The sequence below is a fragment of the Rhizobium sp. CB3171 genome, assembly GCF_029714265.1.
Taxonomy (GTDB): Bacteria; Pseudomonadota; Alphaproteobacteria; order Rhizobiales; family Rhizobiaceae; genus Rhizobium.
Genome location: NZ_CP121654.1, coordinates 163243 through 189500 on the forward strand (window position 1 = coordinate 163243; position 26258 = coordinate 189500).

25 protein-coding genes and 1 pseudogene are annotated in these 26258 nt (G+C 55.8%); 15 read left to right on the forward strand and 11 right to left on the reverse strand.

Annotated features, from left to right (window positions below; all coding sequences use genetic code 11):
- The first annotated feature begins 372 nt into the window (after window positions 1-372).
- Window positions 373-1260 (forward strand): omptin family outer membrane protease, encoded by an 888-nt coding sequence (locus QA648_RS32825; protein WP_283054653.1) that lies wholly within the window; start codon window positions 373-375, stop codon window positions 1258-1260.
- A gap of 139 nt (window positions 1261-1399) precedes the next feature.
- Here the strand turns inward: QA648_RS32825 and QA648_RS32830 are convergent, their stop codons facing one another.
- Both QA648_RS32830 and QA648_RS32835 read right to left on the reverse strand, forming a co-directional pair.
- Complete coding sequence (locus tag QA648_RS32830) at window positions 1400-1852, reverse strand: SgcJ/EcaC family oxidoreductase (RefSeq protein ID WP_283054654.1); 453 nt, start codon at window positions 1850-1852, stop codon at window positions 1400-1402.
- Between the two features lie 71 nt (window positions 1853-1923).
- Window positions 1924-2241: a hypothetical protein gene (locus QA648_RS32835; protein WP_283054655.1), complete on the reverse strand. Its 318-nt coding sequence runs from the start codon at window positions 2239-2241 to the stop codon at window positions 1924-1926.
- A 77-nt stretch (window positions 2242-2318) separates the two neighbouring features.
- Between QA648_RS32835 and QA648_RS32840 the strand changes: the two genes are divergently transcribed.
- The 4 genes from QA648_RS32840 to QA648_RS32850 all read left to right on the forward strand — a co-directional run bounded on the left by QA648_RS32840 (window position 2319) and on the right by QA648_RS32850 (window position 6164).
- Window positions 2319-2921: a calcium-binding protein gene (locus tag QA648_RS32840; RefSeq protein WP_349254336.1), complete on the forward strand. Its 603-nt coding sequence runs from the start codon at window positions 2319-2321 to the stop codon at window positions 2919-2921.
- On the forward strand, window positions 2915-3145 hold the full coding sequence (locus QA648_RS37090) for a hypothetical protein (RefSeq protein ID WP_349254337.1): 231 nt from the start codon (window positions 2915-2917) through the stop codon (window positions 3143-3145). The genes QA648_RS32840 and QA648_RS37090 overlap by 7 nt, the downstream gene beginning before the upstream one ends.
- A gap of 833 nt (window positions 3146-3978) precedes the next feature.
- Entirely contained in the window at window positions 3979-4917 is a 939-nt protein-coding gene (locus QA648_RS32845) for a LysR family transcriptional regulator (protein ID WP_283054656.1), read from the forward strand.
- 200 nt (window positions 4918-5117) lie between these two features.
- A complete protein-coding gene (locus tag QA648_RS32850; protein WP_283054657.1) occupies window positions 5118-6164 on the forward strand; it encodes an AraC family transcriptional regulator in 1047 nt (348 codons plus the stop codon).
- A 597-nt stretch (window positions 6165-6761) separates the two neighbouring features.
- Here the strand turns inward: QA648_RS32850 and QA648_RS32855 are convergent.
- On the reverse strand, window positions 6762-6980 hold the full coding sequence (locus tag QA648_RS32855) for a hypothetical protein (protein ID WP_283054748.1): 219 nt from the start codon (window positions 6978-6980) through the stop codon (window positions 6762-6764).
- A 485-nt stretch (window positions 6981-7465) separates the two neighbouring features.
- On the opposite strand from QA648_RS32855, the gene QA648_RS32860 reads away from it, so the two are divergent.
- The 7 genes and pseudogenes from QA648_RS32860 (at window position 7466) to tnpB (QA648_RS32890) (ending at window position 13951) form a co-directional block, all read left to right on the forward strand.
- Complete coding sequence (locus QA648_RS32860; RefSeq protein WP_283054658.1) at window positions 7466-8056, forward strand: NodA family N-acyltransferase; 591 nt, start codon at window positions 7466-7468, stop codon at window positions 8054-8056.
- A gap of 174 nt (window positions 8057-8230) precedes the next feature.
- Window positions 8231-10156 carry an acyltransferase family protein gene (locus QA648_RS32865; protein WP_283054659.1) on the forward strand — a complete coding sequence of 642 codons (1926 nt, stop codon included), beginning with the start codon at window positions 8231-8233 and terminating at the stop codon, window positions 10154-10156.
- Between the two features lie 96 nt (window positions 10157-10252).
- Window positions 10253-10534, forward strand: coding sequence for an acyl carrier protein (locus QA648_RS32870; RefSeq protein ID WP_283054660.1), 282 nt, complete (start codon window positions 10253-10255; stop codon window positions 10532-10534).
- Window positions 10535-11743, forward strand: a complete 1209-nt coding sequence (locus QA648_RS32875; protein WP_283054661.1) for a beta-ketoacyl-[acyl-carrier-protein] synthase family protein — start codon at window positions 10535-10537, stop codon at window positions 11741-11743.
- Window positions 11744-11914: 171 nt separating this feature from the next.
- Window positions 11915-13231: pseudogene (locus QA648_RS32880) on the forward strand (amino acid permease); the annotation flags it as partial.
- 115 nt (window positions 13232-13346) lie between these two features.
- A complete protein-coding gene (locus QA648_RS32885) occupies window positions 13347-13709 on the forward strand; it encodes a transposase (protein WP_283054662.1) in 363 nt (120 codons plus the stop codon).
- The gene (gene tnpB / locus QA648_RS32890; protein WP_283053782.1) at window positions 13706-13951 is read left to right on the forward strand and encodes an IS66 family insertion sequence element accessory protein TnpB; all 246 of its coding nucleotides are present in this window, start codon (window positions 13706-13708) and stop codon (window positions 13949-13951) included. Before QA648_RS32885 ends, tnpB (QA648_RS32890) begins: the two co-directional genes overlap by 4 nt.
- Here the strand turns inward: tnpB (QA648_RS32890) and QA648_RS32895 are convergent.
- The 3 genes from QA648_RS32895 to QA648_RS32905 are packed head-to-tail and all read right to left on the reverse strand — an operon-like array spanning window position 13922 to window position 16708.
- Complete coding sequence (locus tag QA648_RS32895; protein WP_283054663.1) at window positions 13922-14641, reverse strand: hypothetical protein; 720 nt, start codon at window positions 14639-14641, stop codon at window positions 13922-13924. The genes tnpB (QA648_RS32890) and QA648_RS32895 overlap by 30 nt on opposite strands.
- Complete coding sequence (locus tag QA648_RS32900; protein ID WP_283054664.1) at window positions 14610-16037, reverse strand: recombinase family protein; 1428 nt, start codon at window positions 16035-16037, stop codon at window positions 14610-14612. The genes QA648_RS32895 and QA648_RS32900 overlap by 32 nt, the downstream gene beginning before the upstream one ends.
- Window positions 16034-16708 (reverse strand): helix-turn-helix domain-containing protein, encoded by a 675-nt coding sequence (locus QA648_RS32905; protein WP_283054452.1) that lies wholly within the window; start codon window positions 16706-16708, stop codon window positions 16034-16036. The genes QA648_RS32900 and QA648_RS32905 overlap by 4 nt, the downstream gene beginning before the upstream one ends.
- A gap of 546 nt (window positions 16709-17254) precedes the next feature.
- Between QA648_RS32905 and tnpB (QA648_RS32910) the strand changes: the two genes are divergently transcribed.
- The 3 genes from tnpB (QA648_RS32910) (at window position 17255) to QA648_RS32920 (ending at window position 19404) form a co-directional block, all read left to right on the forward strand.
- Window positions 17255-17434 (forward strand): IS66 family insertion sequence element accessory protein TnpB, encoded by a 180-nt coding sequence (tnpB, locus tag QA648_RS32910; RefSeq protein ID WP_283054749.1) that lies wholly within the window; start codon window positions 17255-17257, stop codon window positions 17432-17434.
- A 72-nt stretch (window positions 17435-17506) separates the two neighbouring features.
- Window positions 17507-19078 (forward strand): IS66 family transposase, encoded by a 1572-nt coding sequence (locus tag QA648_RS32915; RefSeq protein ID WP_283054665.1) that lies wholly within the window; start codon window positions 17507-17509, stop codon window positions 19076-19078.
- On the forward strand, window positions 19078-19404 hold the full coding sequence (locus QA648_RS32920; protein WP_113217717.1) for a hypothetical protein: 327 nt from the start codon (window positions 19078-19080) through the stop codon (window positions 19402-19404). The genes QA648_RS32915 and QA648_RS32920 overlap by 1 nt, the downstream gene beginning before the upstream one ends.
- A 641-nt stretch (window positions 19405-20045) precedes the next feature.
- Here QA648_RS32920 and QA648_RS32925 read toward each other — a convergent pair.
- From QA648_RS32925 to QA648_RS32945, 5 genes are all read right to left on the reverse strand, one after another.
- Complete coding sequence (locus tag QA648_RS32925) at window positions 20046-21587, reverse strand: SulP family inorganic anion transporter (protein ID WP_283054667.1); 1542 nt, start codon at window positions 21585-21587, stop codon at window positions 20046-20048.
- Window positions 21588-21591: 4 nt separating this feature from the next.
- Entirely contained in the window at window positions 21592-22284 is a 693-nt protein-coding gene (locus tag QA648_RS32930; protein ID WP_283054668.1) for a carbonic anhydrase, read from the reverse strand.
- Window positions 22285-22697: 413 nt separating this feature from the next.
- Window positions 22698-23906: an MFS transporter gene (locus tag QA648_RS32935; RefSeq protein WP_283054669.1), complete on the reverse strand. Its 1209-nt coding sequence runs from the start codon at window positions 23904-23906 to the stop codon at window positions 22698-22700.
- 29 nt (window positions 23907-23935) lie between these two features.
- A complete protein-coding gene (locus tag QA648_RS32940; protein ID WP_283054671.1) occupies window positions 23936-24904 on the reverse strand; it encodes a class I SAM-dependent methyltransferase in 969 nt (322 codons plus the stop codon).
- Complete coding sequence (locus tag QA648_RS32945) at window positions 24901-26253, reverse strand: STM4012 family radical SAM protein (RefSeq protein ID WP_283054673.1); 1353 nt, start codon at window positions 26251-26253, stop codon at window positions 24901-24903. The genes QA648_RS32940 and QA648_RS32945 overlap by 4 nt, the downstream gene beginning before the upstream one ends.
- Window positions 26254-26258 lie beyond the last annotated feature (5 nt).

Genomic DNA, 26258 nt, shown 5'->3' on the forward strand with positions numbered 1-26258 from the left:
GGGTAAGGGGACTCTGTTTGGCCATCGGCCGCCGGTCAACCGAACGGCCTTAACTCCGAGCCAGTTTGAATGGATGTTAGGGAAAGGGGTCGAATGGCACTTTACATCGGTTTATATAGGCAAGGAGCACACCGGCGGCATACGTCGAACGTCGTCGTTTTACCACTGCGCGATACAGTTCGCCTTCGTAGACATCTCCTTTATGTCATCGCCGCTCGGAACGCACACCAACACCATTCTGCGGCGAGGCCGATTCGCAGATCGGAGAGTCCAGCGCGATCTGCGATACGCAGTGCGGCTGGGATATGGCGCTATAGATTCCTTTCGACAATTTTTATTTTCACCGCGTTCTGCGCAGCTCCAACAGCCGCCATGGCGACGGAAGAGACAATCTACACCTCGCCTTATGCCAGCTTCGTGATGGGTTTCGGATATACTCGTCTTAAGGGTAACGAACTTGTCTACAACGAGGTTGGTAATCGGATCAGTCGCTTGATCTGGGAAAGCCATGCGCCAGTTATGACGTCGGGTTTCAAGGCTGAGCTTGACAACAGCTGGACTATCTCCGCCAACGCCGCGATCAGCTTTTCTGGCGACAGCCACATGGAGGACTACGATTGGGAGAAAGCTTGGGGCTATGATGGCAAGGACTGGTCGTCTCGATCGGTTCATACGAATACTGATCTTGAACGATACGTTAACATTGACATTGCATCTGGGCACGACTTCGTGATCAACGATGCCACGACCGTCAACCTGCATGTCGGCTTCAAATACACCAACGTCAAATGGACCGCGTATGGCGGAACGTTTATTGACAGCTCGGGGGGATTTCGCAACGAGCGCTTCAACTTTGAGGACGGCGAGCGGGTCATCAGTTACGAACAACGCTACCCCGGCGTTTTCCTTGGCACCGAAGCGACCACGAAATACGGGGATTGGACCCTGTCGGCTCTTTTGCGTTGCGGCGCCGATGTCGATGCCAACGACGTCGACAATCATTGGCTTCGCAATGTGGATTTCGAGGAAAAGTTCGGCGCGCATCCTTTCGTTTCGATCGGCGCCAAGGCCGTCTATCAGGTGACGGGCCGCGTGAGCCTCTTCTTTGCCGGCAATTTTGATCAGTACTTTCGCAGGAAAGGCGACACGACGGAATACGACATGTCGACCAGGCCCCCCGAAGTCGGATCTTACAAAGATGGCGCCGGCATGGACCTTTATGCCCTCACTCTGGCAGCCGGTTTCAAGCTCACGTTCTAGCCCGTTGTGACAATCTGGCGATTTGCTTCCGAAGCAAGGCAAGTGATGCTTGATAAAAGTTCTGGCTTGGAATGATGAGCTGGAGTTCATCGCAAGCGGGGTGCTGGCATTTCGCCAGCACGCGTAGCTGTCGCCAACCCTAGGTCTCAGGCATTGCTGAGGAGTGATGGGCTGTAATCATCCATTTTCCGTCCATGAATTCATATGTGTAGGTGTAACGCGCGGGAATTTTGGTGCCGTCGGCGAATGAAAAGGTGTAAATGCCGCTGTCTGTTGCCATGTTACATCCGACCCTAATCACGCGCAGATCGATCGATCCTTGCGGCCGCTTTTTGAGAAAGTGGTCGAAGTATGCGGCTCGCTGCTCGTGCGTCAGGCGCGGTGTGTTCGACAGCGTCGGTAGCAGGATCGCATTTTCCGCATAGTTCGCAGCAACTTTTTCGGAATCGAGCGTTCTGAGGGACGCATTCCAGCGGTCGAACAATTCAGCTACCTGCTGCTCGGTGATCGGCGCGCAGTTTACAGTCCCAGCGACGGCTTGCTGCAAAGATAAAGTGGAAAGTACTGCCGCGGCAGCAAGTGTAAGACGCATGCTTCATCTCCGGTTTTTAGTTGCACGAGCAGGTTCTCGGCAGGGCTTCTCTTGACTGCTTTTGATTGCTTTCAGCATCCCCGTGTGCGGTCGACGCCCCTTATTTTCGTCACTCGATAGCCCGCCTGATGCAGCATGGCCGTCAATTCGTAAAATCGATTGTTTGGATAACACGCATCCACGCCATCAATTTGCGTTTTAAACACCGCGTCCCTCGTCAGAATTGCCGATCCAGCAAAGGCCCTGCCGCGGCGGATCTCAGCAAGCAGGGCTGCTTTTGAGCAATGAGCTCTTTCAACACAAAGCGCGGCAAATGCGGAATTAACGTTCGAGAACGAAGTGCGCAGCAATCCATCGGTGACATGGATGCAACCCATCGAAACAATCAATTATGCCCAATGTCCGAATAGAAATAGGTAGGCGCCACCTGGCGTTTTATTGCGCCGCATCACAAGGAGTATTTGCGATGGAAAAATTTTTCCGAGGTAGCGAGAACGCCGATAGCCTCTTTGGCAGCAATGGAGACGATGTGATCATTGATCACGGGGGCAACGACTGGATCGACTCTCGATCAGGCAATGACCGAGCCTTCGGCGGCGAGGGTAATGACCGGATCTTAGGGCGCGCGGGCAATGATCAGGTCCACGGCGAAGACGGCAACGACTATCTCTCCGGCGACAACGGCCGTGATAAACCCCCGATTTTCGGTGAGGACAACGACTATCTCTCCGGCGGAAAAGGCGATGATGTTCTCTTCGTCGGTGACGGCAGGGATTGGCTGAAAGGGGGCGAGGGGCGCGACACGTTCGTCTTCCAGTTCCACAATCCTCAGCCCGGGGACCACAATCCGATGCCAGGGGTGTTCCCGAAACAGGGACTAGACCCGGACATCTCCACCATCCTCGATTTCGATCCGGCGCAGGATACTCTCGCCTTCGACGCGATGGACCTTTACAACGACGGCTTCGGCGCAAATTTCGTCAATCACGCGAGCGTTCAGTCGGGCTTTCCGGTGGACACCTTCTATAGCGGCAAGGCCTCGGGTGCAAACGGCGAGCACGCGTGGTGATCACTGACCGGCGTTTCGCCGATGGCACTGCCGTCGCACGCGCGATTTCAGACGAGGCTGCCGGCGACATCCTTGTCTACCACGACAATAAGATGCACACTGCAAATCTGGCCTATGTCACCTCGGAAAACAGCGTGGAAACATTGGTTCATCTGCCTGGTGTGCAGGCTGTGGCTGATCTTGCCAATATGCATCTGACAGGGTGGGATTTCACATTCGTCTGATTGCATGATTTGCCACGAAGCCTTACCCCCGTATCAGGTGCAGCGTTTTGGCTTGTCCGGAGTTCGCTGCTCGCAGCCCCTCAATTGGGTTTCTGCGGCTGGGGACTCCACTCAAGCAACCGAATATGGCTTTTCGTGCAGGCACTGCGATATGTCGAGTTCCTGAAAGCGAGTTCTGAAGGCCGCGGGTTCTTCCCACATGTTCGCGGAGTGCAAATGAACTTTGCAAAATCGCGACGGCCCGAAGGGAGAGCAAGCCAATTCAGCTTTTCTTTAAACAACTGACAATTTAGCGACCGGCCGGCCGGGCGCGTCCCGTTGCTGCGCGATTTTGCTGGTACGCACGCTGAACCCGACCGAGCAAGACACGTCGCATGTCATGAGGCACGGCACGCCTGAATCCCTTTTGAAGCACGGTGCCGTTCCAGTAGCTCGTTCAAAGCCGCGTTCCACGCAAGTTCGCCTTTCGGGCTTAACGATGTGTGAGTTCGGTCCCGTCACTGTCGAGCATCTGACACGCGTCCAGTTGGACGTTGAAACCATCCGCGACACCAGCAATGTGCCTTAGGGCAACCGCCGGATGGAACCAAAACCAACGCCTGAAGACTGTGAAACGCGCAACGGCGGGCGGCAGGTCATAATGTCCAAAATGTCAGGTTACCTACAATCAAAACTAGTCGATTCAATCCTAATATATCCGGATTACGCACCCAATGGTCTTTGCGATGCTGATTGATCTTGCTTTGCAACTTCACGACGTCAGATCTGCCCCGCAAACATCGGAACACTACTGTTCTTTTCAACCCTCACGATAATTCTGAGGCTAAATCGGTATGCGTTTCAAGGGTCTTGACCTTAATCTTCTCGTCGCATTGGACGCTTTGACGACTGAGCGTAACGTTTCGGCAGCGGCGTGCAGCATCAATCTCAGTCAGCCTGCAATGAGCGCCGCCGTCCGCCGGCTGCGCGACTATTTCGGCGATGACCTGTTTACGATGCGGAACCGAAAACTTATTCTGACGCCACGTGCGGAAAGCCTCGCCTCCGCGGTTCGAGAGACACTACAGCACATTCAACTCAACATTATTTCTGGCGACAGCTTCGCATTAGACGAACCGGAGCGACACTTCACGATTGCGCTTTGTGATTTCATGACGACCGTGTTCTTCCGGAAAATCATAAAGCGGCTGGCACGGGAAGCTCCCGCAGTCAGTTTCGAGTTGATTCCCCTCCCAGACAACCCGGACCAGCTTCTGCGGCGGGGCAAAGCCGATTTTCTGATTCTTCCGGAATTGTTCATGTCAAGCGCACATCCGAGAGCGAAGCTGTTCGACGAAAAGTTAGTGTCTGTTGGCTGTACGACGAATACGAAGCTATCTCGTCATCTTACAGTCAGAGACTATATGTCGATGGGCCACGTCACGGCTAAGTCTGGGGTTGGCCAACAGCAATCGCTTGAGGACTTTTATCTATCGGAACGAGGTGTCAAAAGGCGTATCGAAGTCGCCGTTCAGAGCTTTGGGATGGTGCCGGCAGCGCTGTTGGGCACCGAAAGACTCGCGATTATGCCTCTGCGACTGGTGAAGCATCTCGCACCATCTATGCCCTTGCGGATTGTGGAAAGTCCAATACCTCTTCCAGCGTTCACCGAGGGCATCCAGTGGCCAACCTCCCATGAAAACGATGCGGCGAGCACCTGGATGCGTGAGATAATTCTCCAGGAGGCGCACCGCATAGCAAGCCCTTCCATGTGTCGCGAACGTGACACTTAGGGGAAATGAAGTTGAGCGTCTTCGAGTGGGTGCCGCCATAAGATTGTTGAGCGGATCGGTCTTTTATGACGACGAACTGCCGACGGACTCCCCTGAGGCCTCACGGGCGTATGAGCCGGATTCATTTCCGTGGCGACTAACCGCAAATTAGCGCTCGAAGAATGCAGTATCCCAATTGTAATCACGAACAGGCGTATCGGATGTCGCAAAGCAGCAACCCACATTTGACATTTAGGCGTGATGGATCGTCATTTGATGGCATGATCGAAACACTCGGTACTGCCTTTGGCGAGTATAAAGCCGAGCTTGTCAGCCCCGTCGATGACTTCCAATGGAGTCTTGATTTTTCGACCTGCGACTGTGCCACTGTGATCAAGGGTTTTCATCAACACGAGTTTGAGTTTCAGATTGAGCCTACCATCAACGCAGTGGAGCATTTGTCGATTGTGCTACCGCGTAGCGGCGGCATGGGAGTGACTTACGGCTCGCGCGAAGCCACCGCTCGACATGGTAAGTTGCTCTTATACAACAATCTTGAGCCAGAGAGCGTCATGATGTACGGCCGATCGAACATCATTGACGAACTTTTGCTCGACTGGAATGTTATTCTGCAGACGCTCGATCAGACCTTCGAGACGCCATTCAGTGGATCATTGGGCCTTCTTCCTGAATTGGAAATGTCGACGTCGGCGGGTCAAATGATCGGCTCTCTCGCGGAGACCGTCATTCGTGGTTTGCGCGATCCCTCGGTTCGATCCCCAATTGCAATGGCGCATATCACGCAAGCTTTGGCCGACTTGATAATACGCCTTGTCCCTCACAAGCTTTCGCACCTGCTCGACAGGAAGCCCTACATGATTGCCCCGAGGCATGTCCGGCGCGCGATTGAATATATGGAAGCCAATATCAGCCAGCCGATCAGAATTCCGATGGTCGCCAAAGCCGCTGGGGTGTCGACACGCGCATTGCAACTCGGGTTCCGTGCCTTCCGGGAGACCACGCCGGCCGCTTATTTGGCGATGCTTCGCTTGCGGGCGGCGCGGGTGGATTTACTTGATCCGGCCAATGGGCACACAACGAGAGAAATTTGCTTGAAATGGGGATTTCTTCACTTCGGGCGGTTCTCGGCGATGTACAAGGCAAATTACGGTGAAAGCCCTTCTCATACGAGAAAGCGCATCAGGGGTATGCAGCCCCGCCCTCGCCGGCAACAAACTGTGGTGGGCCATTCAATCTCGCCGAGATGATCTCTCGGGCGATAGATGATTAGAGCGTGTGGGCGGCTTGTCGGGGTGCGCCTCCGGGCTTTTTCGTTAACTGCCTCGCTCTCCCGCGTCATTGAGCGAAACCAATGATTTTTTGGATCATTGCATGGTTCCGCTATGACCATCTTCATTTTATGCGAACAGGATTCCTCCCGCGCCGATTGTCTGATATAGACCGGGTGCCCTGTCGCTGGCGCACCAATGCCATCCGCGTCAGCGCACCCGCCCTGTCATTGCTTGCCACGTGGTAATGACAGGGCAACCTGGTCGATCGAGCGTAATGATGACAGTGATGCCGGAGATCAATTCCCTTCCGACTCATCAGCAATCGATGTCGATGGTATCAACCGCGCCGCAGCCGGCGAACACCGGAGCGGATCACAGCCCGCGCCGCTAGCCTTAAGGCCTCTTTCGATTGCGATCGCATTGCCAAGCTGTCTAGCACTGCCGAGCGAAGCTCATCCGGGGGACAAGAAAACCAAGCCGACGACGTTCTCAATCAGCGTTGCTGAAGATGATTCGTAACGGCAGGCTGTGCTCGCGAGGCATTTCGGAGCGAATTGCTAATGTTGCGAGGGCCTAGTCTGGCGCGCCTTCAAGGAGGCCGTCATAGACTTCCATGAGCGCATTGGTGATAGCCTGTCCAAGCGCATTGCCTGTTTCGCGGACTGCTTCTTCGGTTCCATCGCGCGCCGCTTTGGCCAGATCAAAACCCTGTTCGCCGACAATCTGCTTGGCAACCTCAATAGCCCAGATGCCAAAGTCACCCCGGTTGTCTATGCTAATGCATTCTTCCATTCTTCGTCCCGTCCATCTATTTAAGAGCGCTTTACGCGTCCATTCCCGAAATGGCCAGTACTGCTGACCAATCGCCATCCAGCACTATGATGATTCGAATTAAGTGTGAGCGATTTTTCTCGTGTTCACAATGCAAGCGACGCTCCGGTCGTTGGCGCATTGAGTTCGACAAGGGTTTAAGTCGCACCGGATGCAACCCATTTGTCGCCTGGATGGATTACATCCAAATAATCGATTTTACGAATTGAGCGCTATGATCCATTAAAGGAACATCGCTTCATCGCTATCAGGTACATTTGATGGCTGTCGCCAAGCGGTTCGCGAATGGACAGGCATTTGGTTGCAGAGCCCAACAGTCAGGAACCTAGCGCCACGAGTGGGCATGAGGGCTGCAGTGGACGACAGACGAATGCCTTTTAGGCGCCCTCAAACTGGTGACTTTCATCATAGCTGCTTCAAAAAAACTCGGAAGAGGAGATCTTTGCATGTGCTCTCAAATGCGGTGGAGACTATGCTGGGAAAGCGAGCTGGAACTCGCCGATCATGTCGAACTCGCCAACTTCTTTCGAGCGACCTACGGGCCAACCGGGGCCTTTAATGCAAAACCATTCGAGGGCAGTCGAAGCTGGGCCGGAGCAAGACCCGAGCTTCGCCTCATCGGTTATGACGCTGACGGGATCGCCGCTCATCTGGGACTGCTACGTCGCTTCATTAAAGTTGACGGAATTGACCTGCCGGTGGCTGAGTTGGGATTGTTCGGGATACGCACCAATCTTGAAAGACTCGGAATGAGCCATTCAATCCGAGCCATGCTTCCGACCCTCCAGGATCTCGCCGTTCCGTTTGCTTTCGGCACGGTTCGCCCAGAGTTGCAAAGGCATATCGAGAGGTTCGGCCGTTACGGTCCTGTGACGGTTTTTTCGGACGTTCGCGTGCGGTCCACCTTACAAGAGCCGCGTCTCGATAAGCCGCCCACACGCATCGATGACGCGCTTGTCGTCGTTCTGCCGATTGGACGATCAATGTCCGATTGGCCTGCTGGTTCGATGATCGATCGCAATGGTCCGGAGCTGTGACGCGCCTGGCTTGCCCATGCGCCGAATATGTCGAGTGCACCTAGTGCCGCAGCGCGCTCATGAAATCAGAGCCGATCCAGCGCTGGCTTGCTTGGGGACGCCCGACTAAACAGCCGCTTTTCGGCCAAGTCATCGGTCAATCCCATCAATTGAGAATTACATTAGGTCCTACCGATGCCGCGAGAATTTCGAGCCGATATCCAAGCCCTACGAGGGCTCGCTGTTTTGCTGGTTGTTCTCTATCACGCCCATATTGGGCCGTTCGCAGCTGGTTATCTTGGCGTTGATATTTTTTTCGTAATTTCGGGCTTTCTGATCACCGATCTGATCAGTAGGCAGCTGGAGCAGTCGCGATTCAGCTTTTTGGAATTCTACTATAGGCGTGCGAAGCGTCTATTGCCGGCGGCCTACGTCGTCATTGCGCTTACGGCGATCGCTGCGCCATTTTTGCTTTCGGACGTGGGGCTGCGGGAGTTCCGCAATCAGCTCATAGGGGCGCTCACATTTTCCAGTAATATCGTTCTTTGGCTCCAAGTGGACTATTTCGGCCCGGCCGCCGAAACGATGCCCCTCCTGCATTTTTGGTCGCTCTCCGTCGAAGAACAGTACTACCTGCTGCTGCCTCTTTTCTTGGCTTTGGCGCCGAGGAGATGGTGGCTTATCGGAATAGCGGCGTCCCTTGCAGCCAGCCTGACGCTATGTTTTTATCTCGTCGCCCAGAACCCATCTGCCGTGTTTTATCTTCTGCCGACCCGATCTTGGGAAATGGCCATTGGTTCACTTGGCGCATTGCTTCCCATGAGGCCCGTGGTGTCTGCCGCGCTTGTGAAGTTGCGTTTCCCCGCGCTCGCACTTCTCCTCCTCGCCCCTATGGATTTCGCTCATCCCGTCGTGAATGCCGCTTTGATTTGCTTGGCCACCCTGGCTCTCCTACGCGCGCCTAGCTGGGACAACGCGGTCGTGCGTGGCATGCGGAGGATCGGAGACGTCTCTTACTCGCTTTATTTGATCCACTGGCCCGTGCTTGTCTATGTGAGAGCCGTTTGGCTGGCGGAGCCTCCGACGGTTGCGATCTGTGCGGGGGTTGCTTTCTCATTCGTTGGAAGCTGGGCGCTTTACTCGTTCGTGGAGGAGCCATTCCGACGGGGATACGTCATGTCTCGCCTCCGGCTGGTTTCAGGATTGGCGGCCGCATCGGTTCTTCTCGCCTTATCGCCCTCTGTTGCCATTGCCACAACTGAGAGCAGGTTTGATTTTACCACCATCCGGCGCATCAACTACGGTCTCGGGAGAGCGTGTGATTTCAAACCCGGTCCGCCTCCGCAGGACGTCCCGAAGAGCTGCCAAACCACAAACAGACCTGAATTGCTGGTCTGGGGCGATTCATTTGCCATGGCGCTGGTTCCCGGCTTAGCCAAAACAATCGGCGAAGGCGGACTAGCTCAGCTCACAATGAGCGGATGCTTCCCCGCCATCGGCGTTGCTGCTGTTTCAAAGGAGTTAGCGTCACCCTTTTCCCGTGCCTTCGGCGAGGATTGCATTGACTTCAATGATCGTGTTTTGGCCGTTTTGAAAAATCGGCCGGAGATCAGTACCGTGGCTATTTCAAGCCCTTTCGATACGCCTGTATCGAATGATTTTATGGTGCTTAAGAGGAGCGGTGAGACTTTCACCGATGCCGAAGTCTCTCAGCATATAACCGTTGAGGGGATTAAGGCCCTCGTCAAAGGTGTTCGCGCGTTGGGGAAGCGCGTGGTTGTGGTTGCCCCTCCGCCAGTCGGGAACTTCGACATTGGCGATTGCCTGGAGCGGAAGGCGAGGGGGAGCTTTATGCTTGGGCGCTATAGCGATTGCAAAATAGATGTCAGTGAATACCGCCGCAGACGCGCCCGTACCCTCGAGCTGTTAAACGAAGTGGCGCTAAAGGCCGACGTAGAAGTCGTCTCTTACCACGACTTTCTCTGCGATGGCACAAAATGCAAAACCGAGATTAGCGGCAAATTCCTTTACCGAGATAGCGGTCACCTTTCCTATGAAGGATCTGAGATCATTGCTCGCCAGACAAATCTTGCTGAGAGGCTGATCAGGGCCGCTCGCTAGAGCATTTTTGACCAATGCAATCCTTCCATTCCGAGGGAAGGGGACACGCTCCCTAGTGCAACCTGTGCGTCGTAAGAAAAATCGAGAGGAGACAATATGGCAGATCAAATCGCAGATAACGTCATCGCCATGATCAAGAAAAACGCTGCTGCGTATGGCGCCGACAGAGATCCATCCTTGAGCGACGCCGAAATAACGACTGAGACCGAGCTGACCTTGCTCGGTATCGATTCGATAACGCTGGCGGACATTCTCTGGGATCTAGAGCAAGCCTATGACATCGGCATCGAGTTTAACACCGCCGACGCCTGGGCAAATCTTAAAACTGTCGGTGATCTCATTGAAGCCGTCCGCGCTTTGAGAGCAAGGGAGGCTTGAATGGACAGGCGCGTCGTTATCACTGGAATGGGCGGCCTATGCGGACTCGGAACCAACCTCGCCTCGATCTGGGAAGCAATGCGCGAAGGACGTTCCGCTATTGGCCCAATCGCCAATGCAGAACTTCACGAGTTGAAGGGCATGATCGGCGCCGAGATCAAGACGCTACCGGAGCATGGCCTAAATTCCAAGCAATCCAATTCAATGGACCGCTTCAGCTTGCTTGCCGTGATTGCCGCACGCGAAGCTGCAAGACATGCCGAACTCTCCATTGACGAAGGAAACACCTATCGCATCGGTGCGACGGTGGGTGTTGGCGTCTGCGGCGGGGAAGCGATCGAAGGAAACTATCGCGCTCTTCTTTTAGATGGGGCTCGCCGGGCTGCCATCCTTACTGCACCCAAGGTTATGCCGAGTGCTGCCGCCGCTCAGGTCAGCATGAGCCTTGGCTTGCGCGGTCCGGTTTTCGGCGTCACATCCGCCTGTGCCTCGGCCAACCATGCCATCGCCTCGGCAGTGGATCAGATCAGGCTCGGCCGCGCCGACGTGATGCTGGCCGGCGGCAGCGAAGCCCCGCTTGTGTGGGGCGTGCTGAAGTCTTGGGAAGCGCTGCGCATACTTGCGCCCGATACCTGCCGACCCTTCTCCGCCGACAGAAAAGGCGTGGTATTAGGCGAGGGCGCGGCAATGGCGGTATTGGAAAGCTATCAGCATGCGGCACGGCGCGGTGCCACGATTCTTGCCGAAATCGCCGGCGCTGGTCTTTCCGCCGACGCGTTCGACATCGTTGCACCTGCCGTCGAAGGGCCGGTGGCCGCGATGCGCGCCTGCCTTTCTGATGCTGGGCTGAATGCTGAGGACGTGGATTATCTAAATGCGCATGGCACTGGTACCAGAGCCAACGATCAGATCGAAACTGCAGCGATCAAACGCGTCTTCCGGCATCATGCCCACTCGATATCCGTCTCCTCAACCAAATCCGTGCACGCGCATTGCCTCGGTGCGTCGAGCGCGCTCGAGATGATCGCCTGTGTGATGGCGCTGCGCGAAGGCGTCGTGCCGCCTACGGTCAATTACCGCGAGCCCGATCCCGCTTGCGATCTCGACTTTACTCCCAATTGGCCGCGCGAGCGCAAGGTGCACGTAGCACTGAGCAACGCCTTCGCCATGGGCGGCACGAATGCCGTTGTGGCATTCAAGCGGGTATAGAACCTGGCGTTTTCATCGCCTGGCCTGATTAATGCTGTGCTGAACCTCGGACCTTAGTCGTCCGGCGCAAGCTGTGCCAAGGGCTACCTGACTTGGGAAGAGTTGTCTGCTGGAGCCCGTGAGGTTTGGCCGATCATTAGCGCGTCGATCATGAATGACGAGAGGTACTCAATGAATATAGCACCACGGAACTCCGTAGATTCGTATCGAAAAGGGGATGATCATCTTGCACGTCATCTTTCCAACCGGCACCTCCAGCTTATTGCCATCGGAGGCGCAATTGGCACCGGTCTTTTCATGGGATCCGGAAAGACCATTTCGCTCGCCGGGCCTTCGATCTTGCTCGTCTACGCGATCATTGGCTTCATGCTTTTCTTTGTCATGCGTGCGCTCGGAGAAATCCTGCTATCCAATTCGGAATATCGTTCGTTCGCGGATTTCGCCGGGGATTATCTCGGGCCCTGGGCGCAGTTTTTCACCGGCTGGACGTACTGGCTCTCCTGGATTGTAACCGGGGTGGCCGACGTTGTCGCCGTGTCGAGCTACGTGTCATTTTGGCTCCCAGACATTGCACTCTGGGTACCGGCGCTTGGCCTAATATTCACGCTTCTCGCCCTCAACCTGCCGACGGTGCGCAATTTCGGTGAAATCGAATTCTGGTTTGCGCTCATCAAGATTTTCACTATCGTGTCACTCATCCTTACCGGTGTTTACATGCTTTCCAAAGGCTTCACACTGCCCAATGGAAGCACGGCATCGGTCTCGCATCTGTGGCTGCATGGCGGCTTCTTTCCGAATGGCTTCCACGGTTTCGTTGCCGGTTTCCAAATTGCCGTGTTTGCCTTTGCAGGTGTCGAACTCGTTGGAATGACCGCGGCAGAGACCAAAGACTCGGCCCGCAACCTGCCAAAGGCAATCAACTCGATTCCGGTGCGCGTGGCACTCTTCTATCTCGGTGCCCTGTTCGTCATCCTTACGGTCATCCCATGGAATGAAGTCGATCCGAATTCGAGCCCGTTTGTCGCTATGTTTTCGCTTGCTGGACTTGGTATTGCTGCCCATGTGGTGAATTTCGTCGTACTGACCTCGGCGACATCAAGTGCCAACTCAGGCATATATTCAACATCGCGCATGGTCTACGGACTTGCGACCCTCCGGCTGGCGCCGGGCCTATTCGGCAAGTTGAACCGAAGGAAAGTGCCGGTAAATGCACTGTTCTTCTCGTGCGTCTTTCTGCTGGCGGGCATCGGACTGCTTTATTCCGGAGATAATGTCATGGAGGCTTTCACGATCGTCACGACGGTTTCTGCGGTGCTTATCATCTTTATTTGGTCGATCATCCTTGCATCTTACCTGCAATATCGCCGCAAGCGGCCTGACTTGCACGAAAAATCCACCTTCAAACTGCCCGGCGGGTGTGCGGCTGTCGCAATGGTCTTCGGCTTCTTCATCTTCATCCTGTGGGCTTTGGCGCAGAAGCCGGACACCGCTATCGCCTGTGAGCGTTCGGTGAACGGATTTTGCTGAACGAGCCAGTTAGGCGATGTTCTGGCATTAGAACCAGCATTAGTGCTGACATTAATACCAGATCTGAGAGGTTGGCATGGCTCGCATGGAGATTATATCCGGCGTTGAGCGTAGGCGGCGATGGTCGAAAGAGGCTAAGCTGGAGATATTGGCAGAAGCGGATCAGCCTGGTGCGCGCATTGGCGATGTGGCTCGCCGTTATGACCTCCATCCAGGTCAGATCCGTTTATGGCGAAAGACAATTAGCCACTTTAGTGCGTCGCCATCGTTCCTTCCGGTACAGCTCGTGGACGACGTAGGTCTCGAGCAGAAGCCTGCCGTTCGGCCGGCGCCGGTGTTTATCAAGATCTTGCTCCGAAACGGTCGCGGTTTGAAAGTTCCGACAGACATCGAGCGAAGGACGCTGGCATCCTTGATCGCCTGCGTGGAGGCGGCATGATCGGGCCTTCTGGAAATGTGCGGGTCTATCTGGCTTGCGGGGCGACCGACATGCGCCGTGGGATCGACGGTTTATCGGCGCTGGTGGAGCAGGCGATCAAGGAAGCGCCGGGCTCTGGCGCGATCTTTGGATTCAGGGGAAAGCGTGCTGATCGGATCAAGCTTTTGTGGTGGGACGGCCAGGGATTTTGCCTCTATTATAACGATCGGCGTTCATACTACACCTCTTTCCTCGCCAGTTGATGTTCTTGGCTCGGTTTGCATTTGTCGATACGCAGCAGCGCGATCTTCGAGTGGATTCCATCGACTGCATTGCTTTTGCGGCAGGTCTCCATCGGCGATTTCGTACAGGCTATAGTGCCCGTTATAGGCATGTCTGGTGATGAGGCCAAATTTGGCCCATCTGGCGACGGTTTGCTCGCTGATATTGAGATGCACTGCCGCTTCCTGTCTTGTCAGCATTCCCCGCTGTCGCAGTCGATCATATCGTGATCGCAGCTTATATTCGTGGATGAGATAGGCGACTTTGAGGGGTGTAAAGCGGGCGTCCTGGCAGCCGCGACGTGCGGTTCCACCTGGGCGATGCCCCTGCTCGTTTAGAATCTCGGCGATCTCGGGATAAATGTAATCGTCGAGAAGCCTATCGACCAGTTCAATGATGCTGGGCTTTGTCTTGATCTGCTGAGGAGAGGATTTTGGGTTCATGGTGGTGAGCGTCTGGATTTTGCCGCCCTTGAAGCGAACGTGAAGCTTAGTGGTTCCTTCCGCTGGCAACTTTAAGAGAGTGACATCCTCAATGATGTGGGCCAGCAATCGCTTGCGTTCGCGGCTTGGGGTATCCGGATCTTTCCAGAGCTGGTTGAAGTCGGCCGTCATCGCGACTAACCGTTCGTGGACAGCTTTATCGAGGATGAATTGATCGTGCTCGGCCACGTTCGCGCTCTTCGCGGGCACTGGCCAGCGTGCGAAGCTTCTCGTTCCATTCACCTTCGAGCGTGTCGGCGACGAGGCGGTTACTAGGATCGACAAGCATGAAGCGGCGCTGAGCGAGCTCGGCTTCCGTTTGGGCGCGTTCGATTGCGCGACAGCGCAGCCGGTCTGCTTCTTCATGCCGGGCTTGGATCTCCTTGCGGACTTCGAGAGCGAGTTCGACGGCCGCCGGCGTCATCTGCTCGGCAATCAGCATACCGATGGCTTCATCGACGGGAGGCCCAGCGATCGACTGACACATAGGCTCCGCACGATAAATGCGGGCACGATTACAAATGTACCAGGCTTCCTGCCGGCCACGTCGCGCCGCATAGCGAACCCTAAGATGGCTGCCGCACTGCCCACACACGGCCCGGCCTTGCAGCAGTGCCGGTCCCTCCCTTGGGATTGAAGCTCGTGCCGCTTCAAATCCACGGCCATTCGCCTTGAGGATCTTCAGATTCTCCTGATGTCGCTCCCAGCTGATATAGCCGGGATGAGCATCGGGAATGCAGGCCGGCCAGTCATCAATGTCGCGCGCACGCAGAGTCTTTTTGCCGTCGATGGTGCGTCGAAACTGTCGTCGGCCATAGGTATAGGCGCCAGCGTAGCGCGGATTGTTCAGGACACGCATCGCCGTCGATGCGGTCAGCGGCCGAAATAGCGTGCCGCCGTTGTGTAGGCGCGATGGAAACAATAGGCCTTCATTGCGAAAGACCTTGACGGTCTGGGAGGCGGACCCGAGGCGAGAGAACATCTCAAAGAAATGAATGATCGTTTCTCTGACTTGCATGTCTGGATCAAGAGTCACATTGCCGAAATGGTCATAGACCAGCCCGGTCGGTAGGAGGCAACGAAACTCGCCGCGCCGCACCTTATTGAGAATGCCGCCGCGCAGCCGGGCTTTGATCACATGCAGCTCGGCCTCACTCATTGTTCCCTTCAGGCCGAGCAGGAGCCGGTCGTTGAAACTTGCCGGATCATAGACGCCGTCCTCGTCGAGGATCAGGGTGTCGGCAAGGGCACAGATCTCCAGCAGACGCTGCCAGTCGGCATTGTTGCGCGCCAGACGGGAGACCTCCAGGCCCATGACGATCCCGGCATGCCCCATGCCGACATCGCTGACCAGCCGCTGAAACCCCTCGCGCCACGCCGCCGATGCACCGGACTCTCCTTGATCGTTGTCGATGACGATAATCTGCTCGTCGCGCCAGCCGAGGGCGACAGCGCGTCCCCGAAGCGCATATTGCCGCCTGGCGCTCTCAACGTTCTCAACGACTTGCCGCATGGAAGACTGGCGGATGTAGAGGTAGGCGCCGCGTTCGAGGTGATGAGGCTGGACTTTGAGATGTACATTCATGGTGACCTCCGATCGTTGGTGCTCATGGCGATTGTCGCAAGGACGTGAACGACGGCGCTGTGTCCGCCGTGCAGCGGACAAGCAAATGACGATGGGTAATTCTGCTCTCGCGGAGTGCTTGCTGCTGCGGTCAGCGCCTGAACCCATCCCCACATCCCCCGGCGCAGAAAGAGCATCAGGCCGCTACGGGCCATAAGCGGCAGCGCTGCGCCGAGGGCTGCCTTGCGCAATACCTCGTACTGGGACGCGATGGTCGACGGTTGGATCGGGCATGCCGCCGTCGCGGCAATGTTTACGTGCCGCTTTTTTAGAACCCGCTCGATCGATCTGGGATGAAGCTCGATATCGAGTTCCTGGCGGAGCAGCTTGGCCAGTTCCCGGGCGCGAACGGGTTCTCCTGGGGCGAGCTGCGCCTGCAGAAATGCCAGGACTTTGTCGTCGATCTTGTGGGGACCGCGGGGCCCCGGCTTCGTCGGCACCAGTCCGGCAATGCCGGCCATATCGAAGTTCACCTTGGCCTGGTAGTAGGTTGGCCTGGAAACACCGTACTCGTCGGAGGCCTCCGTCACCGACACCTTGTCGATGGAGACGCGACGCAGCATCTCGTATTTGACCTGCACGGCGTCGTGCGGATCGAAGAACTCGCTGCCCCGAAACTTTGGATCGCGCACCTTCTCGGGGTGGGATTGAACGTGCCCTCTTCGATGAGGCCATCCGTCTTTGTGCGCTTGCTGTCGTACTTCGCAGACATCGATGGCTCCGAGGACATGAAGCGGTGTTAGCGTAATGCTAATTATGACGCATTTTGCTGCCTCGTCAAGACGATGCTTATGGTCTATTTGACGAGATATCTTGTATTTGCAGGCGTAACCTCTCATAAAAGCGACCTCTTGCGGCATAATCCACTTTACAAATGCGGCATATTTATCCTTACACTTCCGCACGTCAGCCCGGCCCCGATTTGCTCGAAAGGCGCTTCACCAGAGTGGCCAACTCCATTAAGTCGACTACCCGCAAGAGCGATCGCCCGTTGCTCATGACGACCTCAGGATCCAAGCTCACAAGATCAGTCCATTGCGGAGGAACCGACCAAACAGTGGTGTCCTCGGTCTGCAGCAAAAGGCGTTCACCATGCCGGTTGTAGCGCTTGCCGACGCACGGCAACTGCCGTGGGAATAAAGGATGAAACGGATGCGTCACCCGCACTAACTGCGTATCTGCGTTGGCAGTGGCTGCATTCTGTTGTGAGGTACAAAATTCTTGAGCGCGGATACTTTCCCTGGCCGACGGCGAAAGACGGGGTTGCGCATCTGACGCAGGCCCAGCTTTCCATGCTTGTTGAGGGGATCGACTGGCGAAGGCCGGCGTGGACTTCCGCACCGGGGAGAACGGGGTGAAAACCCTTGTTTTGCAGGAGGTTCCGGGCGAAATGCCTGGCGTTAGAGACGCAAATCGGCTAGTTTTTGGACATGGAAACAACGCCGATTGACAGTCAGGATGAGCTATCTGCCTTGCGTGCGCTCGTCGCTGAGCAAGCGGCGAAACTCCGTGCACAGGAAGCCGAAGTCAGCAAGCGCGATTCCATTATCGATCTTCTGCGTGCGCAGTTGGAATTGCTGCGCCATCGGCAGCATGGTCCTTCATCGGAGAAGATAGACCGGAAAATCGAGCAGTTCGAACTGATGCTGGAGGAGATCGAGGCCTCTCGCGCCGAGGCTGAGATGCGCTCCGGGCAATCCCCCTTGCCGGAGCTGGACGACACGCCGGGCAAGCCGAAACGCAAACCTCTGCCGGATGGTCTGACAACCGAAGAGCAGGTCTATACGGCGCCGTGCAACTGCCCGACCTGTGGCGGCACGTCGTTCCTGAAGGCGGCTGACAGGATTGTTCAGGTGATGGAGCACGTGCCCGCATCGGTGAAGATTGTCCGCCACATCGAAAAGCGAATGGTCTGTAAGGACTGCGATACGACGGTCTCCGGCGAAATGCCGACCTTGCCGATAGAGCGAGGCAAGCCCGGACCGGGATTGCTCGCCCATATCATGGTCGCCAAATTCGACGATCACATTCCGCTCTATCGTCTGTCGGAGATGTATGGCCGCCTGGGGATAGACATCTCCCGCTCCGTCATGGCGGACTGGGTCGGTCGCGTGTCGGTTCTGCTTGCGCCCCTGATCTTGCTGATCAGGGCTCATCTCGCGGCGGTCGACCGCATCCATACCGACGATACGCCCGTCGATGTTCTCTCCCCCGGACGAGGCACGACGAAAACCGGCAGGGTCTGGGTCTATGTCTTCGATGGCCGTGGCTATCGAGACCCGAGACCTGGGGCGATAGGCTACTATTACAGTCCTGACCGCAAGGGTGCGCATCCGGCCGACCATCTCGCTGACTTCAGCGGCGTGATGCACGCCGATGGCTATGGCGGGTACAAGAAGCTCTACGGCAACCAGATCATCGAGGCGGCCTGCATGGCGCATGTGCGCCGCAAATTCCATGACGTGATCAAACTGAAGCCATCACCGGTCGCCGAGGAGGCGCTGTCGCGCATCGGTGCGCTCTACGACATCGAGGATCGCATCCGTGGTATGCTGCCCGACGAGCGGCGGGCGCTTCGGCAGGAACATGCCAGGCCCATTCTGAAGGACCTCAAGAGCTGGATAGAAGAGACGCTTTCGACGCTGCCGCAGAAACAGAAGCTGGCTGAGGCAATGCGATATGCCCTCTCGCGGTGGGCGGCGCTGAGCGTCTATATCGATGACGGACGCGTCGAGATCGATAACAACATAGCTGAACGAGCGATGCGTCCGCTCGGACTCGGCAGAAAAAACTGGTTATTCGCAGGCTCGGACAATGGTGGCGATCGCATCGCCAATATATTGACAATCATCGAAACGGTCAAACTCCATGGCCATAATCCGGAGGTCTATCTGACGGACGTTCTGACCAGGATTCAGGATCATCCTGCGGATCGCCTTGAGGAGTTGCTGCCGTGGAACTGGGTGCCGACGGCGGCAATCACCCGCGCCGAGGCCGCCTGATGGCCCGCTCGACCCGCGTATACACGATCAAAGCCGTCGCGGACCTCATCGACGAGGATATGGAGCTGCTCGAAGAGATCACGTACAATTCCGACAACATCGACTACGGCGAGATGATCCACATAGACGACGGGTCCGAAGATGGCATGACCGGATTTACAGACCGCGGCATCGAATGCATAGAGGAACTCCTGCGCGATGCCCGGAGCTGGAAGGGCGGACTACGAAGCTTCCTGGTCGCGGATCATTGTGACCCGGAAACGATCGAACGCATCATGGCTAAAGAACAGGCTCGAATCGAGGCTCAAAACCGTAAGCAGGCATAAAATCTATTCGCCGGACGCTTACTATCGCCTTGAAGGTCACGCCGCTGTGGTTCGTATTGCTCGCAATCGCCTATGTGGTAGTCAAAAAGGCACGACGCTCACGATTGTCCGCCGAGGGCGGAAATGGTCTCGATCGAATATGACCAAGATTTTCCGCCGGATAAGATGCAGCAAGGGCGCCGGTGCGCCCCGCGGGCGCTCAGCTTCTCTGCCTGGTCGCCTTTTCCGAAGACCTGCTTGATCCCTGTAACTCAAGAAAGTGGCAGATGGATCCGACATAGCGTTTCCGGTTCGAATGGCGAGTTTGTAGGAAGACCCACTGATTGTCAGAAAACCGACACGGCCGGCTGCCAATCAAGCCGCGAAGCTCTTCCTTCGCTATCGCGCTCAGAAACGCAGGAAGCGTCGCTCTGCAAACGGACGACAAACCGGCCTAAGCAATGCGAAGTGCAGCGCGCGATTTCAAATCCAGATGCGACGGTCGCTCCTTTTAAGCCGGCCAGCGCGGACGCACCTAAAAATCTCAGGAGAAACAGGCAAGCTTCTTTAAATCATAATTTGCGAGGCGGTTGGTCACAGGCATAAAGTCCGGATGGCCGAGAATGTCTTCGCCCATCCGCTGCTCGGCAGTCCCCTGCGACTTATCCGGCGGGTTCCACGGTCTCGGCGGTCAATCGCTTGAAGATCGGCACCAACCGCGGATGACGGCCGGCGGGTGGATGCTGAATATCGACCGTGCGCCCTAGTTTTTTCTGCCTCTTAAGCCAATCGCGTAAGGTCTCTGCGCAGGTATGGTCGACATAGTGCAAATCGCTGCTGGCGATCCGGACAGTGCAACCAGTTGGAAGCGATTCTAAAGTATTAAGGAGCGCGGGAACATCCCTGCAAGTCGCAACGCCTCCAAGCGTCAGATGAACCGTCTCAGCATCTTCCATTCGATCGATAGCAAGCTTGCGCCGTAGATAAGGAAGGACCTCGAAAATCGAGAGCGTCAAACCTAGAGCCACGCCGACGAGCAAGTCCTGCAAAACGACCATGGCAACGGTCGCAACCCAGATGCCCACGGGCACCCAACCATGATGATCGAAGAGATCGCGCACGTGATGAAGGCTGATCAGCCGCCAACCCGTCACGAGCAGTATTGCGGCGAGCGCCGTCAGCGGCACCATGGAAAGCAATTGCGGCAGCAATACCGTAAGCCCAAGAATCCAGACGCCATGCAGAACGGCCGATGTCCGTGTCTGCGCCCCGGCTTGGATATTTGCCGAGGAGCGCACGATAACACCAGTGATCGGTAGACCACCGAGCAGTCCGCAGAACCCATTGCCAATACCTTGTGCAAAAAGCTCCTTGTTGAAGCGTGTGCTGGCGCCGTCATGCATCCGGTCGACAGCCGCAGACGACAGCAATGATTCCGCACTGGCGATGACCGCAATCACCAGCGTTGTGACGACGATTCCAGGCTGGGCCATATTCGCGAAACTTTCCATCGTGGGCAATGAAATGCTGTTTGCTAGAGATGCAGGAACCTCGACCCTGGCAATCGGTAGCCGCAAAGCAGCCGTTAATGTGGTTCCGGTGGCAACGCCTACCAGCGCACCCGGGACCAGCCTCAGCCGTTTCGGCCTGAACTTTTCCCAGCCGATCATCGCGAGCAAGGAAATCAGCCCTACAAGCAGGTCGACGGATTCGCTCGTCAAACCGCCCCCCCAAAGATGTCCGAATGTTCGCTCCATCGCCACGACGTTTTCAATGCCACCCGCAGCCGGTTTGGCCCCCATCAGAACGTGTATTTGTCCGAGGATGATCAGAATACCGATACCGGCCAGCATACCGTGAACGACAGCGGGCGAGATTGCCCGAAACCATGAGCCGATCTTCAGGAACGCGGCAAGGATCTGCAAAAGCCCGGCAACGATCAGGACCGGCCCGAGCATGGCCACTCCATATTGTTCGACAAAGCCGAAGACAACGACCGCCAGACCAGCGGCAGGGCCTGACACTTGCAGGGGCGAACCCGCCAGCAAGCCCACCACAATCCCGCCGACGATGCCTGATATCAGGCCCATGGCAACAGGCACGCCCGATGCAACTGCAATTCCAAGGCAAAGCGGGATAGCAACGAAAAAGACGACAAGCGACGAGGCGAAATCGCGCGAAAAAGCGAAGTTGTTATTGGTCATGGCCCTACTCCGCCGCAACTGCGGCTGCGACTTGCGGCCGATCACGACCGGTAACGGCGACCGGTAACGGCCCGTCCTCGCGTATCTTTGTGAAGCGAGCGGCCGACCCGTCGTAAACCTCCACCTCGCCAGTTTCGATATCGAAAAACCACCCGTGCAGCGTTATGTCATTGGTCGCAAGTTTGGCTGCGACGGACGGATGTGTGCGCAGGTGGTCAAGCTGAACAATGACGTTCTCCATAGCGATAGCGCGGACCTTCTGACGTTCGGAAAGGTCGGCCGGATAGGCTTCGCAAACGATCGAATGCGCAGCGTAACCATGCTTCAGCCAAGCGGCGACGTTCGGCATGGATTTTAGCAATTCGGGACGGCAGAGCCCTTTCATCGCGCCACAATCGGAATGGCCACAAACGATGATGTCTCGAACCGCGAGAGCTACGACGGCATATTCTATTGCGGACGAAACACCACCGTTTGCGGTGGAAAATGGTGGAACGATATTTCCGGCATTGCGGCATACGAACAGCTCACCTGGTCCCGACTGGGTAATGGTTTCCGGCAGGACTCGACTGTCGGCGCACGAAATCATCAAGGCGTGCGGCTGCTGTCCCTCTTGCGCAAGCTTGCGGTAAAGTGCCTGGTAGTTCGGGAACACGGCACCGCGAAAATTCGAAATTCCTTTTAGTAGATCACCCATAGCAAGTCCTCATTGTGGGGGTGGATGGAAGCAGCGCGCGCGCCTGCATCGGCGGAAACCATTTCGCAACTGCGAGATAGAAGCGTGAGAAGCAAAGAGGATGCCAAGGCGTCGATCGCGCCATTCTATATTGTAATAGTATGAGGGTGCTCAGTCCTTGCTCACGGCTTGTCGCATATCTGCCCGGAAAAGCCTGGTGGACGTGCGTGAGACCGCAATTGCCGGAGCAGGCATCGATTAAAGTTGCTAGTAGGTCCTAAATGGGATGCTGCAATGCGGAATTCCAAGCAACTACGAAGTTTCCCGTCCTGCTCGATGGAGGCGCAGTGCTGAGTTTCGGCGCAACGGCTCTACGAGCGCTCGTAAGAACCACATCGAGCAGGTGGAGGCGATCACGTGCCAACACCGCACCATCAATGCGAGCTTCTGACCGACAAGATGGCCGTGGCCAAAGCCATTGCAGCCAGGCCGGCTGCCCCGATCGGCAGCACCGACACGTCATAATTTGCAATAAGCCTGCCGCCGACTACGGCGCCGCCGGCAACGCCCACGTGCATTGCGGTGACATTCGCACCGATGATAATGTCGCTCGGGCTTCGGCCGAGATCCGCAATATAGCTTTGGACGATCGGCGAGATCGACCAGCTCGCGCATCCCCACATTGACAGGCTCGCGAAAAAAAAGATGCTGCTTTCTGACATGCATAACAGCAGCGTTGTGACGAGATAGATTGCAGGGCTGGCGACCAGCGCGAGCCGACGACCTGCGACGTCAGAGAGAATGCCGGCCAGCACGCCGCCCGCCATGCCCGACGACCCGAAAACCGCGTAAAGAAAGGCCTCCCAATTCGGCCCGAAGAACCCCTTGCTTGCGGCGTAAGAGGTCAAATAACTGAAAAGGGTGAAATGACCTGCAATGAACAAAATGGAAACACACTGCGCCATCATCTGATTGCGATCTCGTAAATGAGCTAGATACAATTTGCCAAAAAGCGACCGCTTGCTCTTCGGCCCGACATTCGGTAGTCGGACGATTACAAGCCATATAGCGACGATAGATAGCCCGATCATCGCAAGGCCTACGGCGCGCCAACCAATCAGATGTGTAATCCAAACGCCCAGAGGCACCCCCAAAAAAAGTGAGCCGCTTATTCCAAGGTATACGGCGGCTATGGCACGAGCTCGGTATCTGTCCGAGACGATCTGAACTGCACAACCGACGGCGCACACCGATATCTGCGCGCAAGCCATTGCCGTGATGATCCTCGAGGCGCTTATCAGGAGCAGCCCCGATCCACCGATCACGACCGCCACATTGCTTCCTGCAAAGATCGACATGGCTGTGACGAGCGTCGGTTTTGGATCGAAGCGATAGGAAATCAGTGCAGCGATCGGCGCGAAGAAGGCATAGGTGATCGAGAAAACTGAAATGACGCTACTTGCTTCGGACTCGCTTACTCCAAGGCTGCCGGCCATATCCGGCAGCACTCCGATGAAAACGTTCTCGGCCAGGCCTGTGATAAACACAGCAATAGTGAGTACGAGAATTCGACTATCCATGCCGCCAGTCGCGCTGGATTGGCGGGTTCTTGCGCAGTCTCTTTTCCACCAGCTCTGCCCCATGCTCTCAGCAGTCCTCGTATGCCCTGGTTTCAATTTTTGTTTTGCAAGCCGAGATGGGCTCCTGCCTCATACCCGTTTGACGTCCTCGGGACCGTTTGCAACGAGATCGGCTGCGTAAAGTACTCGTACTTGGCCGTCAGCACGCCTTGCGTGAACTGAAGCGCATGCTTGCCAAAGAACCACTCTTCAACAGCATAGCCGCGTGTCAGTTCGGTCGGCGAGGTAAGGTTCACTCCGGGCATTTCGATCCGATTGACCGTCGTCGGTCGGACGCATAACAGGCTGAGGTCCGCAACATGCATCCCGAGCGGGATCCTTTCGAACAAGTCACAAGGCAGCTCGTCGCTGTTCGACAGGTCGACTTTGGTGAATGGCAAAGGGCCGTCGGGCACTGCCTTTCTGGACACAAATTTTTCTACTGCGTGGACATGCGTCGGAATCCCGGGATGGGAATCCCATTTTGCATAGAAATCAGAGCGTAGTACCTGCCAATCTGCATATAATGATTGGAGATCGCCCCGATCGAATGAATTGGAGTGTCGGCACTCGTACGGAACGGGATACCGGGAAGTCCCGATAATTGTTGTAAAATTGTGAAATCCGCCCTCGTTGGTCCGTTGTCTCAACTCGTTGACCAACGGAACCCACACATCCTTGCTCACAAAATGCAACGAAGAGTGCGCGAGAGCCAGGTCGTACCTCTGATCAGGCACGAAATCCTCGATTCTCCCTTCGATCACATCGATATTCAACGAATGTTTGTCTGCAACCGATCGCAGCTTTCTGACAGCGCTCGATGACGGTTCCAAAGCTGTTATCGTGTGCCCCCTGAACGCAAGGAAGAGAGCGTTCCTGCCTTCGCCGCACCCTAAGTCAACGGCTGTTGCGTTTCTTGGCAGTTGCTGTTCTATCTCATAGACTTCGAGGCTTGGCCCGCCCATTGTCCAGACGTTGGGATCCGAATAGCCTCGTTCCCAAAACCGCTCACTGTCCGTCATTTCGGGACGTACCTTTCTTCGCGGATTTTCACGTGGTCCGAGAAGAGATGATGGGCTATCAGGTTGCTGTATTTGTAACCCTTCCGGGTCAGGCGGATGGCGCCAGGGGACCGCAAATCGATGCACCCTTCGTCTTCCAGGGCATCTATCACCTCCAAAAAATCGGCGCGGAGATCCCGTTTGAATCGTCGTGAATAATCCGCTTCTGAAATCTGGTTGAGCGTAAGATTGAGTAGCAAATATCTCAAACGTTCTTCGGATTCGTCTAATATCACTCCATATTTGAGCAAATTCCGGCCAGTGAGTTCGAGGTTTATGTAATCGTCTATGACTTTGCCGACATTCTTCAGCGCGACAGCATAGTCGAGGCTGTAGTGGTATTTTCCGTTATAACTTCGCGCGCCTGCTCCGATGCCTATCGTCGGAACGCCGAGAAAGTCAGACGTTTCCTGGCTGTAGGCGCTGGTGCCTTCGGGAAGACAGGTAAAACGGGTGAAAGATTCCTGCCGATACGCATTATCCTGCATAAAATCGACATTACCGTCGTAGATCGCATATTTGATACGGTCTTCCAGATATTCCCCTGGTTGCGATCGCTGCTGCTTTTGCACAGCAGTGAGCGGCCGGCTGACCGCAGGGTAGAGCGAAACGGTTGTTGGCCGAAAGGACAAGATCCGCTCCAGTGAGCGTTTCCAACTTTCCTGCGTTTGGCGGAAGAGGCCGTAGATCAAGTCGAGGTTGAAATTATCAAAACGCGTCCGAATGGCTTCAATGGCGGAAATCGACACAGAAACCGGATATGGGCGGCCGGACGCTCTCAGTTCGACGGAATCCATCGTTTGGATGCCCATGCTGATCCGGGTCACGCCCTGGTTCTTCAAAAAATCTAGCAGCTCCCCGGACAGTGTGTCGGGAGAGCCTTCCACGCACAGCTCGGCCGAACCGTCGATATTTGGAAAGCCATCTCGAATGGAGGAGAAAATTTGGGCAAGCCGATCGATGGGCAGGAGAGTCGGGGTTCCGCCGCCGATATAGACCGATGCGACAGGTCTGTGCCCCGCAAATGTTGCATAAAGGCGTATCTGCCAGCAGATCTTTTCGACATAACGCCGAATAAGATCCTCCGTATGCTGCGTGGTCAGAAAGAGCGTGCAATAGGTGCACCTATATCGGCAAAATGGCACATGTATGTATAACGACACCGGTCCCAGGTCGTTTGAATCCCACACATTGCTCAAACTAATGTTTTTAAGCTCTTTATATGTCCGTTTTGGGGGATAGCTATAGACATATGCCTTGAGGTCGTCTTGCCCGATTGCTTCCCGCAGGGAATTTGCGAATGATCGCATGCTCC